We start from the raw sequence: 15,831 nt of genomic DNA, 5'->3' as shown, positions 1-15,831 counted from the left end.
CGTCCGATACAGGCCCGGGACACTGTTTCCAGCGCGCGATTTCCCCCTTCTTCCATGGGGCAGGATTTCGCGCGACACTGCCTTCGAACTGGTGGTTACCATCCGTCCGGAGGTTTGTCATGTCCGTCGTCCGAATTCATCCGCCCGGCGCGCATGCGCCCGGCCTTCTTGCCGCCCTGGGGGCCATGCTGCTGACCCTGCCCTTCAGTGCGACTGCTGCGGATCGCGGGGACTCCGCTCCGGGGTTCGATCCGGGAGCCGAACCCGAGGGCGAGGTGATTCTGCGGGTCGAGGGGGCCATCGAACATGCGAACGACGGAGACCGGGCCCTGCTGGACCGGGCGATGCTGGACCGCCTCCCGGAGCGTGAACTGGAGACCTCCACGGTGGTCACCGACGGGGTCAACCACTTCGAGGGCTTTTTGATGCGCGACCTGCTGGAGGCTCTCGGTGCGGAGGGTGACGAGGTGGTGGCCACGGCCCTGAACGACTACATCGTCGACATCCCGATGGAGGACTTCCACGACTATGACGTGGTCGTCGCGCATACCCGGGATGGCGAGGCCCTGACCCCGCGCGACAAGGGTCCGCTGTGGATCGTCTACCCGCGGGACGATCACGCGGAGCTGGACGACATCCGCTACGACTACCGCTGGGTCTGGCAGCTGGAGCACCTGGAGGTGCGATGATCGCGCGCCCGACCCGCGAGTCCGCACCCGAGCGGGGCCATGCCCCGGATCCCTCGGCCGTCCCCAGCCTGCGCCGTGTCTCGACGTATGTGCTGCCGGTGCTCGCGGTCCTTACCTTCGCGATCTTCCTGACGGTGTCGCTGATGCGCCTGCACGACGTGGAGCAGGACATGCGCAGCAATGTGGACGAGAACATGCTGTGGGTCACCGCCCAGGCGCAGGTCGCCAGTCACCGTCTGGACGAGGAAGTCCACCGACGGACCCTGGGGGACGCGGATGCCCGACCCGGCCTGCGTTACGACGTCCTCACCAGCCGCCTGGTCCTGCTGGATGCCGGGCCACAGCGGCGCTACGTCAAGGACATCGGGCTGGAAGAAACACTGGACGGCACCTTCGAGCGGCTGGAGCGCATCGAGCCGATGATCGACGACGTCGCCCCCGACAACGTCGAGGCGGCCCACGCGATCCATGCCGAACTCAAGCCCCTGATGTCGGCACTCAACCGCATCGCCAACGCGGTGATGATCGAGGAATGGGAGAGCACGGGGGAACGCCTGGATCAACACCGCGCCAGCCTGATCCAGGCCATTGTGATGATGATCGGCATCCTGGTCACCGGGATCCTGCTGACCGCCCTCCTGATGAATGCCCTGCGGCAGCGGCGCCACGCACAGGAGGCGCTGGCCGCACACCGCGACCGGCTGGAGATCGAGGTCCGCAACCGCACCCGCGACCTGGAAGCCGAGCGCCGGCGCGTGGTGGACGCCATCGACACCGCACCCGACGGCTTTGCCGCGTTCGATTCCGATGACCGCCTGATCCTGGTCAACCCGCAGTTCGCCGGCCTGCTGCCGCTGCCCGACGGGGCCCTGGACGAGGGGCAGACGCTGGACACCCTGCTCGACCGTATCCGCGCCGTCACCCGGCCGGACATCGAACACGGCGACCCGGAGGAGATCACCGCGGACGACGGTGCGCAGTACGACCTGGAGGTCCCCGGCCGCGGCTGGGTCCAGATGACCCTGCGCCGCACCGATGACGGTGGCCAGGTGCTGCGTCTGGCCGACATCACCAGCTACAAGGACGCCGCGCGCAGTCTCGAGCATTCGCTGGAGCGCGAACGCGGCGTCAGCGAATTCTACCGCAGCTTCGCGGCGATGGCCTCGCACCAGTTCCGCACCCCGCTGGCGATCATCGACTCGGGCCTGCAGCGCCTGCTGCGGCGCGGGGAGTCCATGGACCGCGAAACCCGCGAGGGGCGCTACCGTCAGCTGCGCGACACCGTCGCCCACATGACCCGTCTGATCGAGAACGCGCTGACCTCGGCCCGCCTCGAGGGCGGCCACGTATCGGCATCCACCCGTCCCTGCGACCTGCGCCCGCTGGTGGAACAGGCGATCGAAACCCAGCGGCAGATCACCCCGGACAATCCGGTACATCTGAGCGTTACCCCGGATGGACCGGTCATGGCGCGCTGCGACCGCGCGCTGGTCGAGCAGATCCTCGCCAACCTGCTGTCGAATGCGGGAAAATACTCGCCCGAGACCGCGTCCATCGAGGTTGAGCTGCGCGCCGAACCGGAGAAGATCACCTGCCACGTCACGGACCACGGGATCGGCATCCCCGAGGAAGACCAGGCGCGGCTGTTCGACCGCTTCTTCCGTGCCCGCAATGCCGCCCGCCATACCGGCATCGGTCTGGGCCTGGGCATCGCCCGCCAGCTCGCGCGCACCCAGGGCGGCGACCTGACCGTCCGTTCCCGCGAAGGGGAAGGGTCTACATTCACGCTGGAACTCCCGCGAGGACAGGATCCGGATGAACCACAGCACACCGAATGATGCCGCCGTCCCGGCCGCACGCATCCTCTGCGCCGAGGATGAAGCCGTGCTGCGCCGGGACATCTGCGAAGAACTGAGCGAGGCGGGTCATGTCGCCATCGAGGCGGCCCATGGCGACGAAGCCCTGGAGCAGATCGACGCCGTACACCCCGACCTGATCCTGTGCGACATCAACATGCCGGGCATGAACGGCTACGAACTGCTGGCCGCGGTGCGCGAACGCGGCCCGGAACTGGCGGACACCCCGTTCGTGTTCCTCACCGCGCTGTCCGACCCGCGCGAGGTGGTCGATGGCAAACGCGCGGGCGCCGACGACTATCTGGTCAAGCCGGTGGACTTCGACCTGCTGCTGGCGACCGTGGAGGCCCGCCTGCGCCAGGTGCGGCGCATGCGCCAGAAGAAAGAGGACGAGTTCGCCGAACTGCGCCGTACCCTCGGTGGACTCGGCCAGAGCCGGGATCAGGGACGCCGCAGCCTGGAGTTCGCGGCGCGCGCCCTGGATCCGGTCGCTCCCGGGGTCGTCCTGCTCGACCACGGCAACCGCGTGCTGCTGGCCAACCGCGCGGCGCGGCGCATGGCCGGCGACGCACTGACCTTGCAGGAAGGACGCCCGCCGGAGCCGGTACACACCGAGGATGACCGGCGCCTGCGCGAGGCCCTGCGCCGGGTCCTTGCCGAGGAACCGGCCGCCGATGACGCCATTGAATGCATGCGCCTGCCGCGCGATGGCCACCGGCGCGAACTCCTGGCGATGATCTATCCCCTGCCCGGGGGCAGCGATCCGGCCGGGCGGGAGGCCGGGGAGGAGGAACCCGCGGCCGTAATCCTCCTGTCCGACCCCGAGCGGCGCGCCCGCCTGCCGGAAGACGTCCTGGCCCGCCTGTTCGACCTGACCCCCACCGAGGCCCGTATCGCCCTGGCCCTGGCGGACGGCTGGCGCACCGCCGACATCGCCCGGCGCATGGACGTGTCGAATACCACCGTCACCTTCCACCTGCGCAACCTGTTCCAGAAGACCGACACCCACCGCCAGGCGGAACTGGTCGCCCTGGTGCTGGCCGGCTCCATGACCCTCGCCGTGGAATGAGCCCGGGCCGCCCCTTACTGGATGACGTAAAATCCTCTTAATCCATCAGGAGCCGTTGCATGTTATCGACCTCGCATCCTTCGTTGTTCTTTTCCTTTGTTCGCCCCGCGGTGCTGCTGTGCGCCCTTGCGCTGGCGCCGGCGATGGCCACGGGGCAGCAGGCCCAGCAGCCGGCCCCGGCGCAGGGCCAGGCGCCGCAGCCGGTACAGCAGGAACCGGAGGTGACCACCCACCAGGACTGGGAAAGCCTTTGCTGGGAACTGGATGACGGCGGCGAGTTCTGCCAGATGCAGCAGACCCTGCAGGTGGAGGACCAGGGCCAGCAGGGGCCGTATCTGCAGACCACGGTGCGGCGCGAGGGCGACCGACACGTGATGGAACTGCTGCTGCCGCTGGGCGTGGATCTGCGTCCGGGCATCGTCATGCAGGTCGACGAGGGCGAAGAACGCAATGCCGGCTTCGTGACCTGCATCCAGCAGGGCTGCGTGGCGGCCACCGAGCTGACCGACGAGATGCTGGCCGAACTGCGCGGGGGCCGCGAGCTCAACGTGGGCTTCCGTCCGCTGCAGTCGGAACAGGTGCTGGTCTTTGACGTCTCCCTGATGGGCTTCACCGCGGCCAGTAACCGGCTCTGAGAGGCTCTTCTGGCGGTGCCGCCCTGCGCCGTTACAATGACGGCGTGAACGACACGCGCCAGTCCAGTTCGAACCCGCCCGTACGGCGCGCCCGCCGCCCCGGGTGGCTGCGTGCGCTGCTGGCGATGCTTGCCGCGGCCGCACTGTGGGCGGTGCTGGCCGGGGGCGCGGCGCTGGCGCACCCGTTCGCCTGGCTCGCCATCGCGCTGACCGGGGGTGCCGTGCTCGCGCTGCCCGCGGGGCGCGCGTTGCGCCTGACACCGGCCGCCCTGCCCGGCCTGCTCGGTTTCTTCCTGCGCACTTCGGTGCAGGGCGGGGTCGATGTCGCCTGGCGGGCGGTACACCCGCGCCTGCCGCTGCAACCGGGCTTCGAGGCGTATTTCGTGCAACTGCCGCACGGACCGCCGCTGACCCTGTTCATGGCCATGCTCAGTCTGCTGCCGGGCACCCTGGCGGTCCGCCTGGAGGGCCGCCGCATGACCCTCCACGTGCTGGACGGCCGCAGCGACAATGCGGCCACGCTGATGGAGCTCGAGCGGCGCATCGCACGGCTCTACGGGCTCGACCCTGACGCCCCGGGGGACGTCCGATGAACCTGCTGCTGGTCGCCGCCGCCGGATTCCTGCTGCTGACCATCCTGTTCGGGCTGATCCGCGTGCTGCGTGGCCCGGGCTCCGGCGACCGCATGCTGACGGCCCAGCTGTTCGGCACCTCGGGGGTCGGCATCCTGCTGCTGCTCGGCTTCGCCCTGGACCAGCCGGCGCTGGTTGACGTGGCGCTGGTGTTCGCCCTGCTGGCGGTGGTGGCGGCCGTCGCGTTCGTGCGCCAGCACGGGCTGCCGGAGCCGGCGGGCACGCCAATGCACGAAAACCCGGTGGAAAAACAACAGCCGCACGACCCGGCACATAACCCGACGGAGAAGACGCATGATCGCTGATCTGCTGACCGCCGTGCTGGTCCTCGCGGGGCTCGTATTCTTCGCCGCCGGCACCCTGGGGCTGCTGCGCTTTCCCGATGTCTACACCCGCCTGCATGCCCTAACCAAGGCCGACAATCTCGGCCTGGGGCTGGTGGTGCTGGGGCTGATGCTGCAGGCCGACGGGCCGGCGATGATCCTCAAACTGGTGCTGATCTGGGTGCTGGTGCTCGCCGCCGGGGCCACCGCGGCGCACATGGTCGCCCAGCGGACCTGGACCCACGGCGAGTTCGAGCGGCGCGAATGAACGCGGCGCTGCTGGCGTTCGACCTGGCCCTGCTGGCCGGCCTGCTGGGAGTGGCCTGGCGCTGCCTGGCGAGCACCGACCTGTTCCGCGCGGTCGTGCTGTTCATCACCTTCGGCCTGCTGCTGGCGATCGCCTGGGTCCGCCTCGAGGCCCCGGACATCGCACTGGCCGAAGCGGCCATCGGGGCCGGCATCACCGGGGCGCTGCTGCTGGTCACGCTGGAACGGCTGAAGCACATCATGAACCCGCACCGCGGGGACGCGGGCCCGAGCCCGCCCCCGGATCCGGTGGCACCCGACACGGGCAACGCGGATGCGGAGGCCCGCGATGCCCGCGACCCGGGTGCCGGCAATGTCGCGCTGAGCTGTGCCCCGACCCCGGCACGCGGACGCTGGAGCGCGGTCGCGGTGAGTGGCGGACTGGCCCTGCTGCTGATGGCAACGCTGGCCACGCAGAACCACGGCCCCGGCCTGCAGCCTGCGGTGGCCGCACACATGGACGTCTCCGGGGTGGACCACGGCATCACCGCGGTGCTGCTGAATTTCCGCGCCTGGGACACGCTGCTGGAACTGGCCATGGTCCTGCTGGCCGGACTGGGCGCCTGGTCGCTGGGGCGCCATGACGCGCTGCCCGCGCGCCCGGCGCCGGGTCCGGTCCTGCCGGGGGCGGTGCGCCTGCTGCTGCCGGTGGCCATCGTCACCGGGGTCTACCTGCTGTGGGCCGGGAGCCATGCCCCGGGCGGAGCCTTTCAGGCCGGCGCGGTGCTGGGCGCAGCGGGGATACTGATGAGCCTGGCGCGTCCGCACTCGCTGCCCGACCCGGACCCGCGCCTGCTGCGCATCGGCGTGGCGGCCGGGGCGCTGCTGTTCCTCGCCCTCGGACTGTGGGGCCTGTTCGCCGGCCCCGCACTGCTGACCTGGCCGCGCGAACTGGCCTACCCCCTGATCCTGATCATCGAGACCGGCGCAACCCTGTCCATCGCGCTGACCCTGGTCGCCCTGTTCATCGGCGGACGCTCGCCGCGGGAGGATGCATGATCGAATCCCTGGATCCCGGCACCCTGTATCCTCTCGGAGGCGCCGCGCTGTTCGCGCTGGGCCTGCACGGGCTGATCCGCCGGCGTCACCTGATCCTGCGCATCCTCGCGATCAATATCATGGGTTCCGGGGTGTTCATGGTGTTTCTCGGCATCGCCGCGCGCGGCGATGCCCCGCCCGACCCGGTGGCTCAGGCGCTGACTCTCACCGGGATCGTGGTCGCGGTCAGCGCGACCGCGTTCGCCCTCGCGCTGACGGTGCATCTGGCGCGCCTGACCGGCCATGCGGTGCTGCTGCCCGGGCCACTGAGAACCCACCGCGGCGACCGCCCCGAAGACCCGTGAGCGCTGCCACGCCCGAGTCCCTGGTGTTCGCGACCGGGGCCCTGGCGGCGGTCTCGCTGGGGCTGCCGCTGATCGCCTCCGCCTGGCCGTGGCAGGCCCGGCGCATCGGGCTGCTGGGTCTGCCGCTGGCGATCCTCGGCCTGCTGGCGACCATCGGGCTGTTCCTCGATGCCGCGCCGGGGATGAACACCCCCGCGGTGCGGGTCGGTCTGGGCGGCTGGGAGGCCCCACTGGGCGTCACCCTGCACCTCGACGGGCTGGCGCTGGCGATGCTGCTGCTGAACGCGCTGGTGGCCCTCGCCGGCAGCCTGTACGCCCGCGGCTACATCCGCTCGACCGCGGGAGAGCGCCAGTTCTGGCCGCTGTGGCTGTGGCTGTGGGGCGGGCTCAACCTGCTGGTGCTGTCGGGTGATGCCTTCAACCTGTACATCACCCTGGAGATCGCCAGCCTGTCCGCGGTGGCACTGGTGGCCCTCACCGGCGATACCGACGCGGTCACCGGGGCGATGCGCTACCTGCTGATCAACCTGCTCGGCTCGCTGTCGTTCCTGCTGGGGGCCGCACTGCTGTACGGCGAGTTCGGCGTGCTGGACCTGACGCTGCTGGGCGAGCTGGCCGGAGACGGCCCCACCGAGCGCATGGCCGCCGCGCTGATGCTGGGCGGACTCCTGATGAAGGCCGCGGTGTTCCCGCTGCACGTGTGGCTGGCCACCGCGCATGCCAGCGCGCCCGCGCCGGTCAGCGGCATGCTGTCGGGCATGGTGGTGGCGGCGATGTTCTACCTGATCCTGCGGCTGTGGCTGCTGATCTTCGCGCCGCTGGGCACCCCGGCGCTGGCCGTGCTGCTGGGACTGCTGGGCAGCACGGCTCTACTCTGGGGCTCGCTGCAGGCACTGCGCGCACCCCGACTCAAGATCGTGGCGGCCTACTCCACGGTGGCGCAGATGGGCTACATCGCGCTGGCCTTCCCCATCCTGATCCTGCAGCCGGCGGCCTGGCCGGTGGTGGTGTTCTTCGCCTTCGCCCACGGTCTGGCCAAGGCCGCGGTGCTGATGGGCGCCGGAACGCTCCAGAAGGCTGCGGGACACGACCGGATGAATGCCCTGGGACCGGTGCTGCGGGCGCGCGGGCGCACGGTGTTCGCCCTGGGCCTGGGCGGCATCTCGCTGATGGGGCTGCCGCTGACCGGCGGCTTTCTGGCCAAGTATCTGCTGCTGGAAGCGGGGCTGCACGGCGCGGCGGAGACCACCGCCATCATGCAGATCTGGACCGCGCTGTGGGTGGTGATGGTCGCGCTGGGCTCCCTGCTGGCCACTGCGTACATCCTGCGCATGGTGGCACCGGCTTTCGCCCTCGGTGAGCGTGATCCCGGCGTCCCGGTCTCCGCCGGCATGGAATGGATGCCGCTGGCACTGGCCGTGGGTGCGGCGGCCATGGGTCTGGCCGGGGCACCGCTAATGCATCTGCTCGGCCACACGGCGGGGGTGTCATGAACGCCGACGGCGGCCTGCTCCTGCTCGCGATCCTGGCCAGCTCGCTGGTACCGGGACTGGTGATCTTCTTCCTGCCGGAAGAACGCCACGGGCTGCGCACCCTGCTGAATCTGACCGCGGCGGGGATCAAGCTCGTACTGGTCGGGGTGCTGCTCCTCGGGGTGCAGCAGGGCGAGACCTTCGAGTTCGGGCTGACATTGCTGCCGGGCGTGGACTTCGTACTCGCGGCCGACGCCCTGTCACTGCTGTTCGCGACCCTGTCCTCGATCCTGTGGTTCGTGACCACCCTGTATGCGATCGGCTATCTGGAGGGATCGCCCCGGCGCAGCCGCTTCTTCGGCTTCTTCTCGCTGTGCGTGGGCGCGACGGTCGGCATCGCCCTGTCCGGCAACCTGATCACCTTCGTGATCTTCTACGAGATCCTGACCCTGGCCACCTGGCCGCTGGTGGTCCACCGCGGCACCCCGGAGGCGCTGCGCGCGGGGCGGCTGTACCTCGCCTACACCGTCACCAGCGGGCTGGTGCTGCTGGTCGCGGTGATCGCGCTGGGGCTGCTGGCCGGTTCACAGCCGTTCGCGGCCGGGGGCTACCTCCGGCATCTGTCGCCGGACACGCATGGCCTCCTGCAGATCATCGGACTGGCGCTGATCGCCGGCTTCGCGGTGAAGGCGGCGCTGATCCCGCTGCATTCCTGGCTGCCGCGGGCGATGGTGGCGCCGGCCCCGGTCAGCGCGCTGCTGCACGCGGTGGCGGTGGTCAAGGCGGGGGCGTTCGGCATCGTGCGCACCCTGAACGACGTGTTCGGCCTGGAACTGGCCGCAACCCTGCACCTGACCGACGTGCTGCTGGTGCTGGCCGCGCTGACCATCCTCTACGGTTCCATCCAGGCCCTGCGCGCCCACGACATCAAGCAGCGCCTGGCGTTCTCCACCGTCAGCCAGGTTTCCTACATCGCGCTGGGCGTGGCGCTGGCCGGACCGCTGGGCGTAATCGGCGGACTGGTACATCTGGTGCATCAGGGCCTGACCAAGATCACGCTGTTCTTCTGTGCCGGCAACTTCGCCGAGACCCTGGGCATCCACGAGATCCGCGAGATGCGCGGGGTCGGCCGGCGCATGCCGCTGACCATGGCCGCGTTCACGGTCGGCGGTCTGGGCATGATCGGGCTGCCGCCGCTGGCCGGGTTCATCTCCAAGTGGTATCTGGGGCTGGGCGCGCTGGAGGGCGATGCGGCGTGGATCCTGGGCGTGCTGGCGTTGAGCAGCCTGCTCAACGCGGCCTACTTCCTGCCGCCCATCATCGCCGGCTGGATGGCCGAACCGGAGGTGACCCGACCGCCGGCGCACAAGACCCGCTTCGAGGCCCACTGGATGCTGCTGTTCCCGACCCTGTTCGTGGCGGTGCTGGCGCTGCTGCCGGGTCTGCTGGCCGGACTGGAGCTGAGCCCGCTGGGCTGGGTAGAACTGATCGTGGAACGCGGCTACGTGTCTGTCCCGGGGATGGATGCGGATATCGGCGGGGAGGCCACCCCATGAACCTGAGTGCATTCATCCAGCTCGGGGTGCCGCTGCTCCCGCTGCTGCTGGCCGCGGCGCTGTCGCTGCGGCCGGGACGTGCGCCGCTGCGTTGGGTGCCCTGGGCCGCGCTGCCCGCCCTGCTGCTGGCCGCGCTGGGCCCGGAGGGCAAGCAGGCCTCGCTACCGTGGCTGCTGACCGGGGTGGAGCTCGGGCTGGACCCGATCGGCCGGGTTTTCCTCGCGCTGACTGCCGGGCTGTGGCTGGCGGCCGGACTGCACGCGCTGCACGAACGCGGCGAGGATCCCGCGCGGCAGCGCTTCTTCGTGTTCTTCCTGCTGTCGATGGCGGGCAACCTGGGCCTGATCCTCGCGCAGGACGCCGCGTCGTTCTACCTGTTCTTCTCGCTGATGAGCCTGTCGGCCTGGGGTCTGGTGGTGCACAAGCGCAGCACCGAGGCGTGGATGGCCGCACGGCTGTATCTGGTCCTGTCGGTGCTGGGCGAGATCGCGCTGTTCGCCGGTCTGATGCTGGCCATCCATCAGGCGGATGGCGAGACCGCACTGGCGGCCATCGCCGCGGCACGACCCGAGGGCGCGGCGATGGTGCTGCTGGTGCTGGGCCTGGGCATCAAGGCCGGCATGCTCGGGGTGCACTTCTGGCTGCCGCTGGCCCACCCGGCCGCACCGATCCCCGCCAGCGCGGTGCTGTCGGGCGCCATGATCAAGGCCGGGCTGCTGGGCTGGCTGCGCCTGCTACCGCTGGACGCCGCCGGCCACGCGGTGCTCGGCGAGGTGCTGATCGGGCTGGGGCTGGCGGCGGCCTTTCTGGGGGCACTGGCAGGGGTCTTCCAGGCGCGCCCCAAGACCATCCTGGCCTACTCCTCCATCAGCCAGATGGGCCTGATGACCACCGGGGTCGGGCTCGCGCTGCTACTTCCGGCGGTGCGCGAACCGCTGCTGTTCGCGGTGGCGATGTACGCCCTGCACCACGGCCTGGCCAAGGGTTCGCTGTTCCTCGCGGTGGATGTCGCCGGACAGCTCCCCCGCTCGAGGCGGTACCGCTACGCGGTGCTCGGCCTGATCGCCCTGCCGGGCTTCTCCCTGGCCGGGCTGCCGTTCACCAGCGGGGCACTGGCCAAGGACCTGCTGAAAGCGCCGCTGGCCGCAAACGGCACGGGGCTGGTCTACACCCTGCTGACCCTGGCGGCCATCGGGACTACCCTGCTGGTGCTGCGTTTCCTGTGGCGCCTGCGCCAGGATCTGGCGCTGACGACACGCCCGCTGCCAACGGGGCGCTGGCTGCCCTGGGCGCTGCTTGCGGCGATGTCCCTGATCCTGCCCGCAGTGGCCGCACTGACGGCCCTGGCCTCGCCCGCGGTACCGCTCCCCGGGCTCGCGGCTGTTTCCCTGTTGTGGCCCATCCTGGCGGGGCTGGTCCTGAGCGCACTGGGGATCGTGGTTCTGCGCGAATGGATGGCCCGTCACGTCCCGGAAGGGGACGTGGCGATCCTGGCGAATGCGCTGATCCATGCAGCGCAGGGCCTGCATGCCCGGGTCAGTCCCCTGCGCGAGATCCGCCTGCACCCGCGCCTGCGGGCCCGGTTGCGCCGGGCGCAAAGGATCACCCGGCACGAGCTGGAATGGGCCGAACGACGCATGACCCGCTGGGGACGTCTGGTGTTTCTGTTCGGCCTGTCGTTACTGGGCCTGTACGCGGCCATGGCGTTCACGCCCTGACCCGAACCACCCGGGATGGCGAACGCATCAGCGGCGGACGAATTCCCCGATCAAGTCCGCCGCGTCGTCGGCGAAGAAGTCGCGGAAGAAGTGCCCGGCCCCGGGCACGGTATCCACGCGGATTTGACCATCATCCTCCAGCGCCGCCATGCGTTCGGGCAGATCCGGCACCACGTCGTCTTCCTCGCCGATGATCACCTGGGTCTCGATCGCGATGCCGTCGATCACGCTCGGCGTGTCGTGCTGCGGGCCGGGCTCGTAGTAGCCGATGAACGCCCGCGGTGCGACCTCCAGCGCCTCGCACTGCAGGAAGCGGTGATCCTCCAGCATGCCCCCGTTCGCTCCGGCCTTTTCGCGCGCGGCTTCCAGGGCCTCGTCCAGCGAGGTGCCGGTCTGCTCGAGGAACTGCTCCGCGGTTTCATCGGCGTCGAAAGTAGCCGGCGCCAGCAGGGTCAGGCCGGCGATGTTTTCCGGTTCCCGCTCGGTCAGATAACGCGCGATCTGATTGCCGCCGCGGGAGTGCCCCATCAGGGTGACCGGTCCGTAGCCCTGGCCGGCCAGCCAGTCCTGCCACGCCCCCAGTTCGTCCATGTGTGCCTCGGGACCATGGGTCACCGGGGCGTCACATTCGAACATCCCCTCGCGCTCGTCGATGCCGAAGCTGAGATTGATCGACAGGGTGTTGAGTCCGTGCTGTTCGGCCAGCAGGTCCTGCACCGCGGTCATCACCTCCATGCGCCCGTGGGCCAGGGTGCCGTGCAGCATCAGCACCACGCCGTCCTCCGGCGCGGCGCCGCTGCCCTCGGCGAGATGCCCCACCAGGTTCAGGCCGTCGTGTTCCAGGGTCACGCGTTCGGCGGCGGCAGCCGGGAGGGAAAGACCGATGGCAACGGCCAGTGCGGTCAGGGTCGAAGGTACATTCTTGCGCATGCGTACGGCCTCCATGGGTCGAACGGGATGGTCGGGAAACACGGGGCGCAGGGCCTTTGCAGGAAGACCGCGTGAACCATGCAAATATTCCGTGCAATGTTGGCCACGAAGTATTGACCCCGGGGGTAAAGCGCGGATACTTGAATCCAGAGTTCCCTGCGGGGATTTGCAGTAACCTCGGCGGGCGGATGCAGGGCTGTTGGACATCCACCGCGGTTGGGCGGACAACCAGGGTGGGCGTTCGCGGGCAACAGTCGCGCGCTTCCGACAGCATTGAGGCACGTCATGCCGCGTTCCCGCGAATTCGAACCGCTGACTTTCCCGCAGCGGGGTCTGATTCTTTTCTACCTGGCGGTTGCCGCCTTCTACCTGATCTGGCGTTTCACCACGCTCAACCCCGAAGCCCTGACCTTCTCCTGGCTGGTCTACGGCGCCGAGATCTACGGTGTGCTGACCATGGTCATGCACGTGATCATGAACTGGCGTCTGACCGTGCGAACGCCACCCCCCGCGCCGGAAGGGCTCAAGGTGGACGTGTTCGTCCCGACCTACAACGAGCCCGAGGCCGTTGTCCGGCGCACCCTGCTGGCCTGCGTGCACATGGATTACCCGCACGAGACCTGGCTGCTGGACGACGGCAACCGACCGGAGATGAAGACCCTGGCGGAGCGCCTGGGCTGTCGCTATCTCGCTCGCGAAAGCCGCGAAGATGCCAAGGCCGGCAACCTGAACAATGCCCTGGCCCACGCGCAGGGCGACTTCGTCGCGATCTTCGACGCCGACCATGCACCGCACCGTCACTTCCTCACCAACACCCTGGGGTACTTCACCGACGAGGACGTGGCCTTCGTCCAGACCCCGCAGGACTTCTACAATCTGGATTCGTACCAGCATCGCCTGGACCCCGACCGCAAGCAGCTGTGGACGGAGCAGTCCCTGTTTTTCCGCGTCATCCTGCGCGGGAAGGACTACTGGAATGCAGCGTTTTTCTGTGGCAGCTGCGCCATCGCCCGCCGTCGCTGCCTGGACGAGATCGGCGGCTTTGCCACCGGCACGGTCACCGAGGACCTGCACACCTCGATCCGGCTGCACGAACGGGGCTACCGCTCGATCTATCACGCGGAGCCGCTGGCCTTCGGCATCGCGGCCATCGACCCGGAAGGCTTCCTCAAACAGCGCCTGCGCTGGGGCCAGGGCGCCATGCAGGTGTGGCGTCAGGAGCGGGTGCTGACCAACCCGGGCCTGACCTGGCCGCAGCGCATGAACTACTTCGCCAGCATGCTCACCTATTTTGACGGCTGGCAGCGCCTGATCTTCTACACCATCCCGGCGATCGTTCTGGTCACCGGCGTGCTGCCGATCAGCGTGACCGTGACGCAGTTCCTGATGGTGTTCATCCCGTACATGCTGCTGAGTTTCTGGGCCTTCGAGGAACTGACCCGCGGGTACGGTCGCACGACCATCATCGAGCAGTACAACTTCGCCCGCTTCGCGATCTTCGCCCGCGCGACACTCGGGCTGTTCCGCCGGCACCTTGCCTTCCGCGTGACGCCCAAGAGCCGGCATACGGGGAACGATCGCCCGCAGCCGCTGCGGGCACAATGGTTCATCCTGGCCTTCAACGCGCTCGCGATCCCGACCGGCATCGCGCTGTACCTGGCGTACGGGCACCTGCCGGGTGACGCCCTGATCGCCAACGTGCTGTGGGCCGGCGTGCTGATCCTGATCGCCGTGGCATTGTTCCGCTACACCGCGCGCAACGAGCGTTTCCGTCGTGCCGACTACCGCTTTCCGATCCCGGTGGCGATGTCGGTCTCCGCCCCGGACCGGGCCCCGCGTCTGCTGACCGTGGACGACCTGTCACCCGGCGGCTGCCGCGCCTACGGGGCACTGCCCCCCGGCACCGACGAGGACACCCCGCTCGAGGTCAACCTGCACCTGCCGGGCGGCCCGCTGGCGCTGACCGCACGGGTACGGTTCTCTCGCACCGAGACCGCCCCCGACGGCGAACACTACAGCCGGGTCCACGGCTTGCATTTCGAGGCACCGGACGAGACGGCACACCAGCGCCTGGAAGCCTTCCTGCATGGCAACGACCTGCAGTGGCACGTACAGGGCTACAGCGAGCAGGCCCGCACCCCGCTGATGCGCCTGGCCGAGCGCCGCGACGCAACACGAACGCCGGTGGCCGAGTTCGCCCGCCACCTGGCCGCGGTGCATTACTGGACGGCCTGTACCTGTCGGTTCCCGGTGCAGTACGACACGGAGGCCTTCTACGGCGTGGTCACCGTGAACCCCGCGCCGGGGGCCGACCCGTACCTGCTGGTCAACCGCCCCCTGATCGCGGGCGGTGCCATCGAGATCCATACGCGCCCGTACCAGACCGGAGCCGGCATACTGCGGGCCACCATCGGGCCTTCGCGCCTGCTGGCCACCGCCGACGGCCCGGTTCACCTCTATCAGCTCCAGACCGAAAAGGAAGCCACTCCATGCCCGCAACCCGCCGAAACCAGCGCCGTCTCGGCCTGACCGGGGCCGCTGCCCTGGTCCTCCCGCTGGCCATGCTCGCCCTGCCCGTACGGGCCGACTGGCTGGGTCTGGCCGGCGTGGAGGGCCTGTTCGACGGCGGCTATGCGTATACCGCGGCGATCATTCCCAACGACGGCGAGCTCGGCAACGGCTGGGCGCAGCGCTATCGCGTGGACTATTCGCAGTACGAATACCCCGACAACGACACCACCGTGAAAGGCCGGGCCACCGGGGCCTCGGCCGCGCTGGGCTACCAGTTCCCGGTACAGGATGGCTGGCTCAGCACCTATGTCGGGGCGGCCTGGTACCACACCCGACTGGATCCCGAGCCCGAAGACAGCGACGTGGTCGGCGGACGGCTGCGCGCGGTCCTGGACATGGATGCCGGGCGCATCATCGACGAGCGCTGGATCGTCACCGGCGGGGTCAGCATCACCCCGGCCGACCGTGCCTACTGGACCCGCGGCCGGGCGATGCGACGGCTGGGCGACAGCCGCTACTACCTCGGGCCGGAGGTGCTGTTCCACGGGGACCGCGACTACGACGCCGTCCATCGCGGACTGGCCCTGCAGATGCGCGAGGTCCGCCCCGGCCTCGACATGGTCGTGAAGACCGGACACAAGCAGATCCGCGACGGTGGCGATTCCGGGGGTTACTTCGGGCTTGAACTGGTGCGTCACTTCCGCTGACCCGGCCGGCCCGGCACGGGTGACATCCCGCCCGCGTCGCGGCAGGATGAGAGCCGGGTCAGATACGGGCCATACAGGGGAAGT

The 15,831-nt window shown here is 69.4% G+C and carries 15 protein-coding genes; 14 read left to right on the top strand and 1 reads right to left on the bottom strand.

Annotation, left to right across the window (positions count from 1 at the left end):
* Positions 1-119: 119 nt before the first annotated feature.
* From F620_RS0106415 to F620_RS0106360, 12 genes are read left to right on the top strand one after another with little or no spacing between them, the layout of a single operon-like run.
* Positions 120-689: a molybdopterin-dependent oxidoreductase gene (locus tag F620_RS0106415; protein WP_019569901.1), complete on the top strand. Its 570-nt coding sequence runs from the start codon at positions 120-122 to the stop codon at positions 687-689.
* Entirely contained in the window at positions 686-2,527 is a 1,842-nt protein-coding gene (locus tag F620_RS0106410) for a PAS domain-containing sensor histidine kinase (RefSeq protein ID WP_019569900.1), read from the top strand. The genes F620_RS0106415 and F620_RS0106410 overlap by 4 nt, the downstream gene beginning before the upstream one ends.
* Positions 2,505-3,614, top strand: a complete 1,110-nt coding sequence (locus F620_RS0106405; RefSeq protein ID WP_019569899.1) for a response regulator — start codon at positions 2,505-2,507, stop codon at positions 3,612-3,614. The genes F620_RS0106410 and F620_RS0106405 overlap by 23 nt, the downstream gene beginning before the upstream one ends.
* 59 nt (positions 3,615-3,673) lie before the next feature.
* Positions 3,674-4,249, top strand: coding sequence for an invasion associated locus B family protein (locus F620_RS0106400; protein ID WP_231364971.1), 576 nt, complete (start codon positions 3,674-3,676; stop codon positions 4,247-4,249).
* A 44-nt stretch (positions 4,250-4,293) separates the two neighbouring features.
* Positions 4,294-4,842 (top strand): Na+/H+ antiporter subunit E, encoded by a 549-nt coding sequence (locus tag F620_RS0106395; RefSeq protein WP_019569898.1) that lies wholly within the window; start codon positions 4,294-4,296, stop codon positions 4,840-4,842.
* Complete coding sequence (locus F620_RS0106390) at positions 4,839-5,186, top strand: monovalent cation/H+ antiporter complex subunit F (RefSeq protein ID WP_019569897.1); 348 nt, start codon at positions 4,839-4,841, stop codon at positions 5,184-5,186. The genes F620_RS0106395 and F620_RS0106390 overlap by 4 nt, the downstream gene beginning before the upstream one ends.
* Complete coding sequence (gene mnhG / locus F620_RS0106385) at positions 5,176-5,472, top strand: monovalent cation/H(+) antiporter subunit G (protein ID WP_019569896.1); 297 nt, start codon at positions 5,176-5,178, stop codon at positions 5,470-5,472. Before F620_RS0106390 ends, mnhG begins: the two co-directional genes overlap by 11 nt.
* Complete coding sequence (locus F620_RS0106380) at positions 5,469-6,509, top strand: hydrogenase subunit MbhD domain-containing protein (protein WP_019569895.1); 1,041 nt, start codon at positions 5,469-5,471, stop codon at positions 6,507-6,509. The genes mnhG and F620_RS0106380 overlap by 4 nt, the downstream gene beginning before the upstream one ends.
* Positions 6,506-6,853 carry an NADH-quinone oxidoreductase subunit K gene (locus tag F620_RS0106375; RefSeq protein WP_019569894.1) on the top strand — a complete coding sequence of 116 codons (348 nt, stop codon included), beginning with the start codon at positions 6,506-6,508 and terminating at the stop codon, positions 6,851-6,853. The genes F620_RS0106380 and F620_RS0106375 overlap by 4 nt, the downstream gene beginning before the upstream one ends.
* Positions 6,850-8,346: a complex I subunit 5 family protein gene (locus F620_RS0106370; protein ID WP_019569893.1), complete on the top strand. Its 1,497-nt coding sequence runs from the start codon at positions 6,850-6,852 to the stop codon at positions 8,344-8,346. Before F620_RS0106375 ends, F620_RS0106370 begins: the two co-directional genes overlap by 4 nt.
* Complete coding sequence (locus F620_RS0106365) at positions 8,343-9,881, top strand: complex I subunit 5 family protein (protein WP_019569892.1); 1,539 nt, start codon at positions 8,343-8,345, stop codon at positions 9,879-9,881. The genes F620_RS0106370 and F620_RS0106365 overlap by 4 nt, the downstream gene beginning before the upstream one ends.
* A 2-nt stretch (positions 9,882-9,883) precedes the next feature.
* Entirely contained in the window at positions 9,884-11,599 is a 1,716-nt protein-coding gene (locus F620_RS0106360) for a complex I subunit 5 family protein (protein ID WP_026331336.1), read from the top strand.
* A 27-nt stretch (positions 11,600-11,626) separates the two neighbouring features.
* On the opposite strand, the gene F620_RS0106355 is transcribed toward F620_RS0106360, so the two are convergent.
* Complete coding sequence (locus tag F620_RS0106355) at positions 11,627-12,529, bottom strand: alpha/beta fold hydrolase (RefSeq protein ID WP_019569890.1); 903 nt, start codon at positions 12,527-12,529, stop codon at positions 11,627-11,629.
* A 285-nt stretch (positions 12,530-12,814) separates the two neighbouring features.
* Between F620_RS0106355 and F620_RS0106350 the strand changes: the two genes are divergently transcribed.
* Both F620_RS0106350 and bcsS read left to right on the top strand, forming a co-directional pair.
* On the top strand, positions 12,815-15,058 hold the full coding sequence (locus F620_RS0106350; protein WP_019569889.1) for a glycosyltransferase: 2,244 nt from the start codon (positions 12,815-12,817) through the stop codon (positions 15,056-15,058).
* Positions 15,019-15,747, top strand: coding sequence for a cellulose biosynthesis protein BcsS (gene bcsS / locus F620_RS0106345; RefSeq protein WP_019569888.1), 729 nt, complete (start codon positions 15,019-15,021; stop codon positions 15,745-15,747). Before F620_RS0106350 ends, bcsS begins: the two co-directional genes overlap by 40 nt.
* Positions 15,748-15,831 lie beyond the last annotated feature (84 nt).

Source organism: Thioalkalivibrio sp. ALE11 (assembly GCF_000381205.1).
GTDB lineage: Bacteria > Pseudomonadota > Gammaproteobacteria > Ectothiorhodospirales > Ectothiorhodospiraceae > Thioalkalivibrio.
This window is presented reverse-complemented; position numbering and strand designations above follow the sequence as displayed.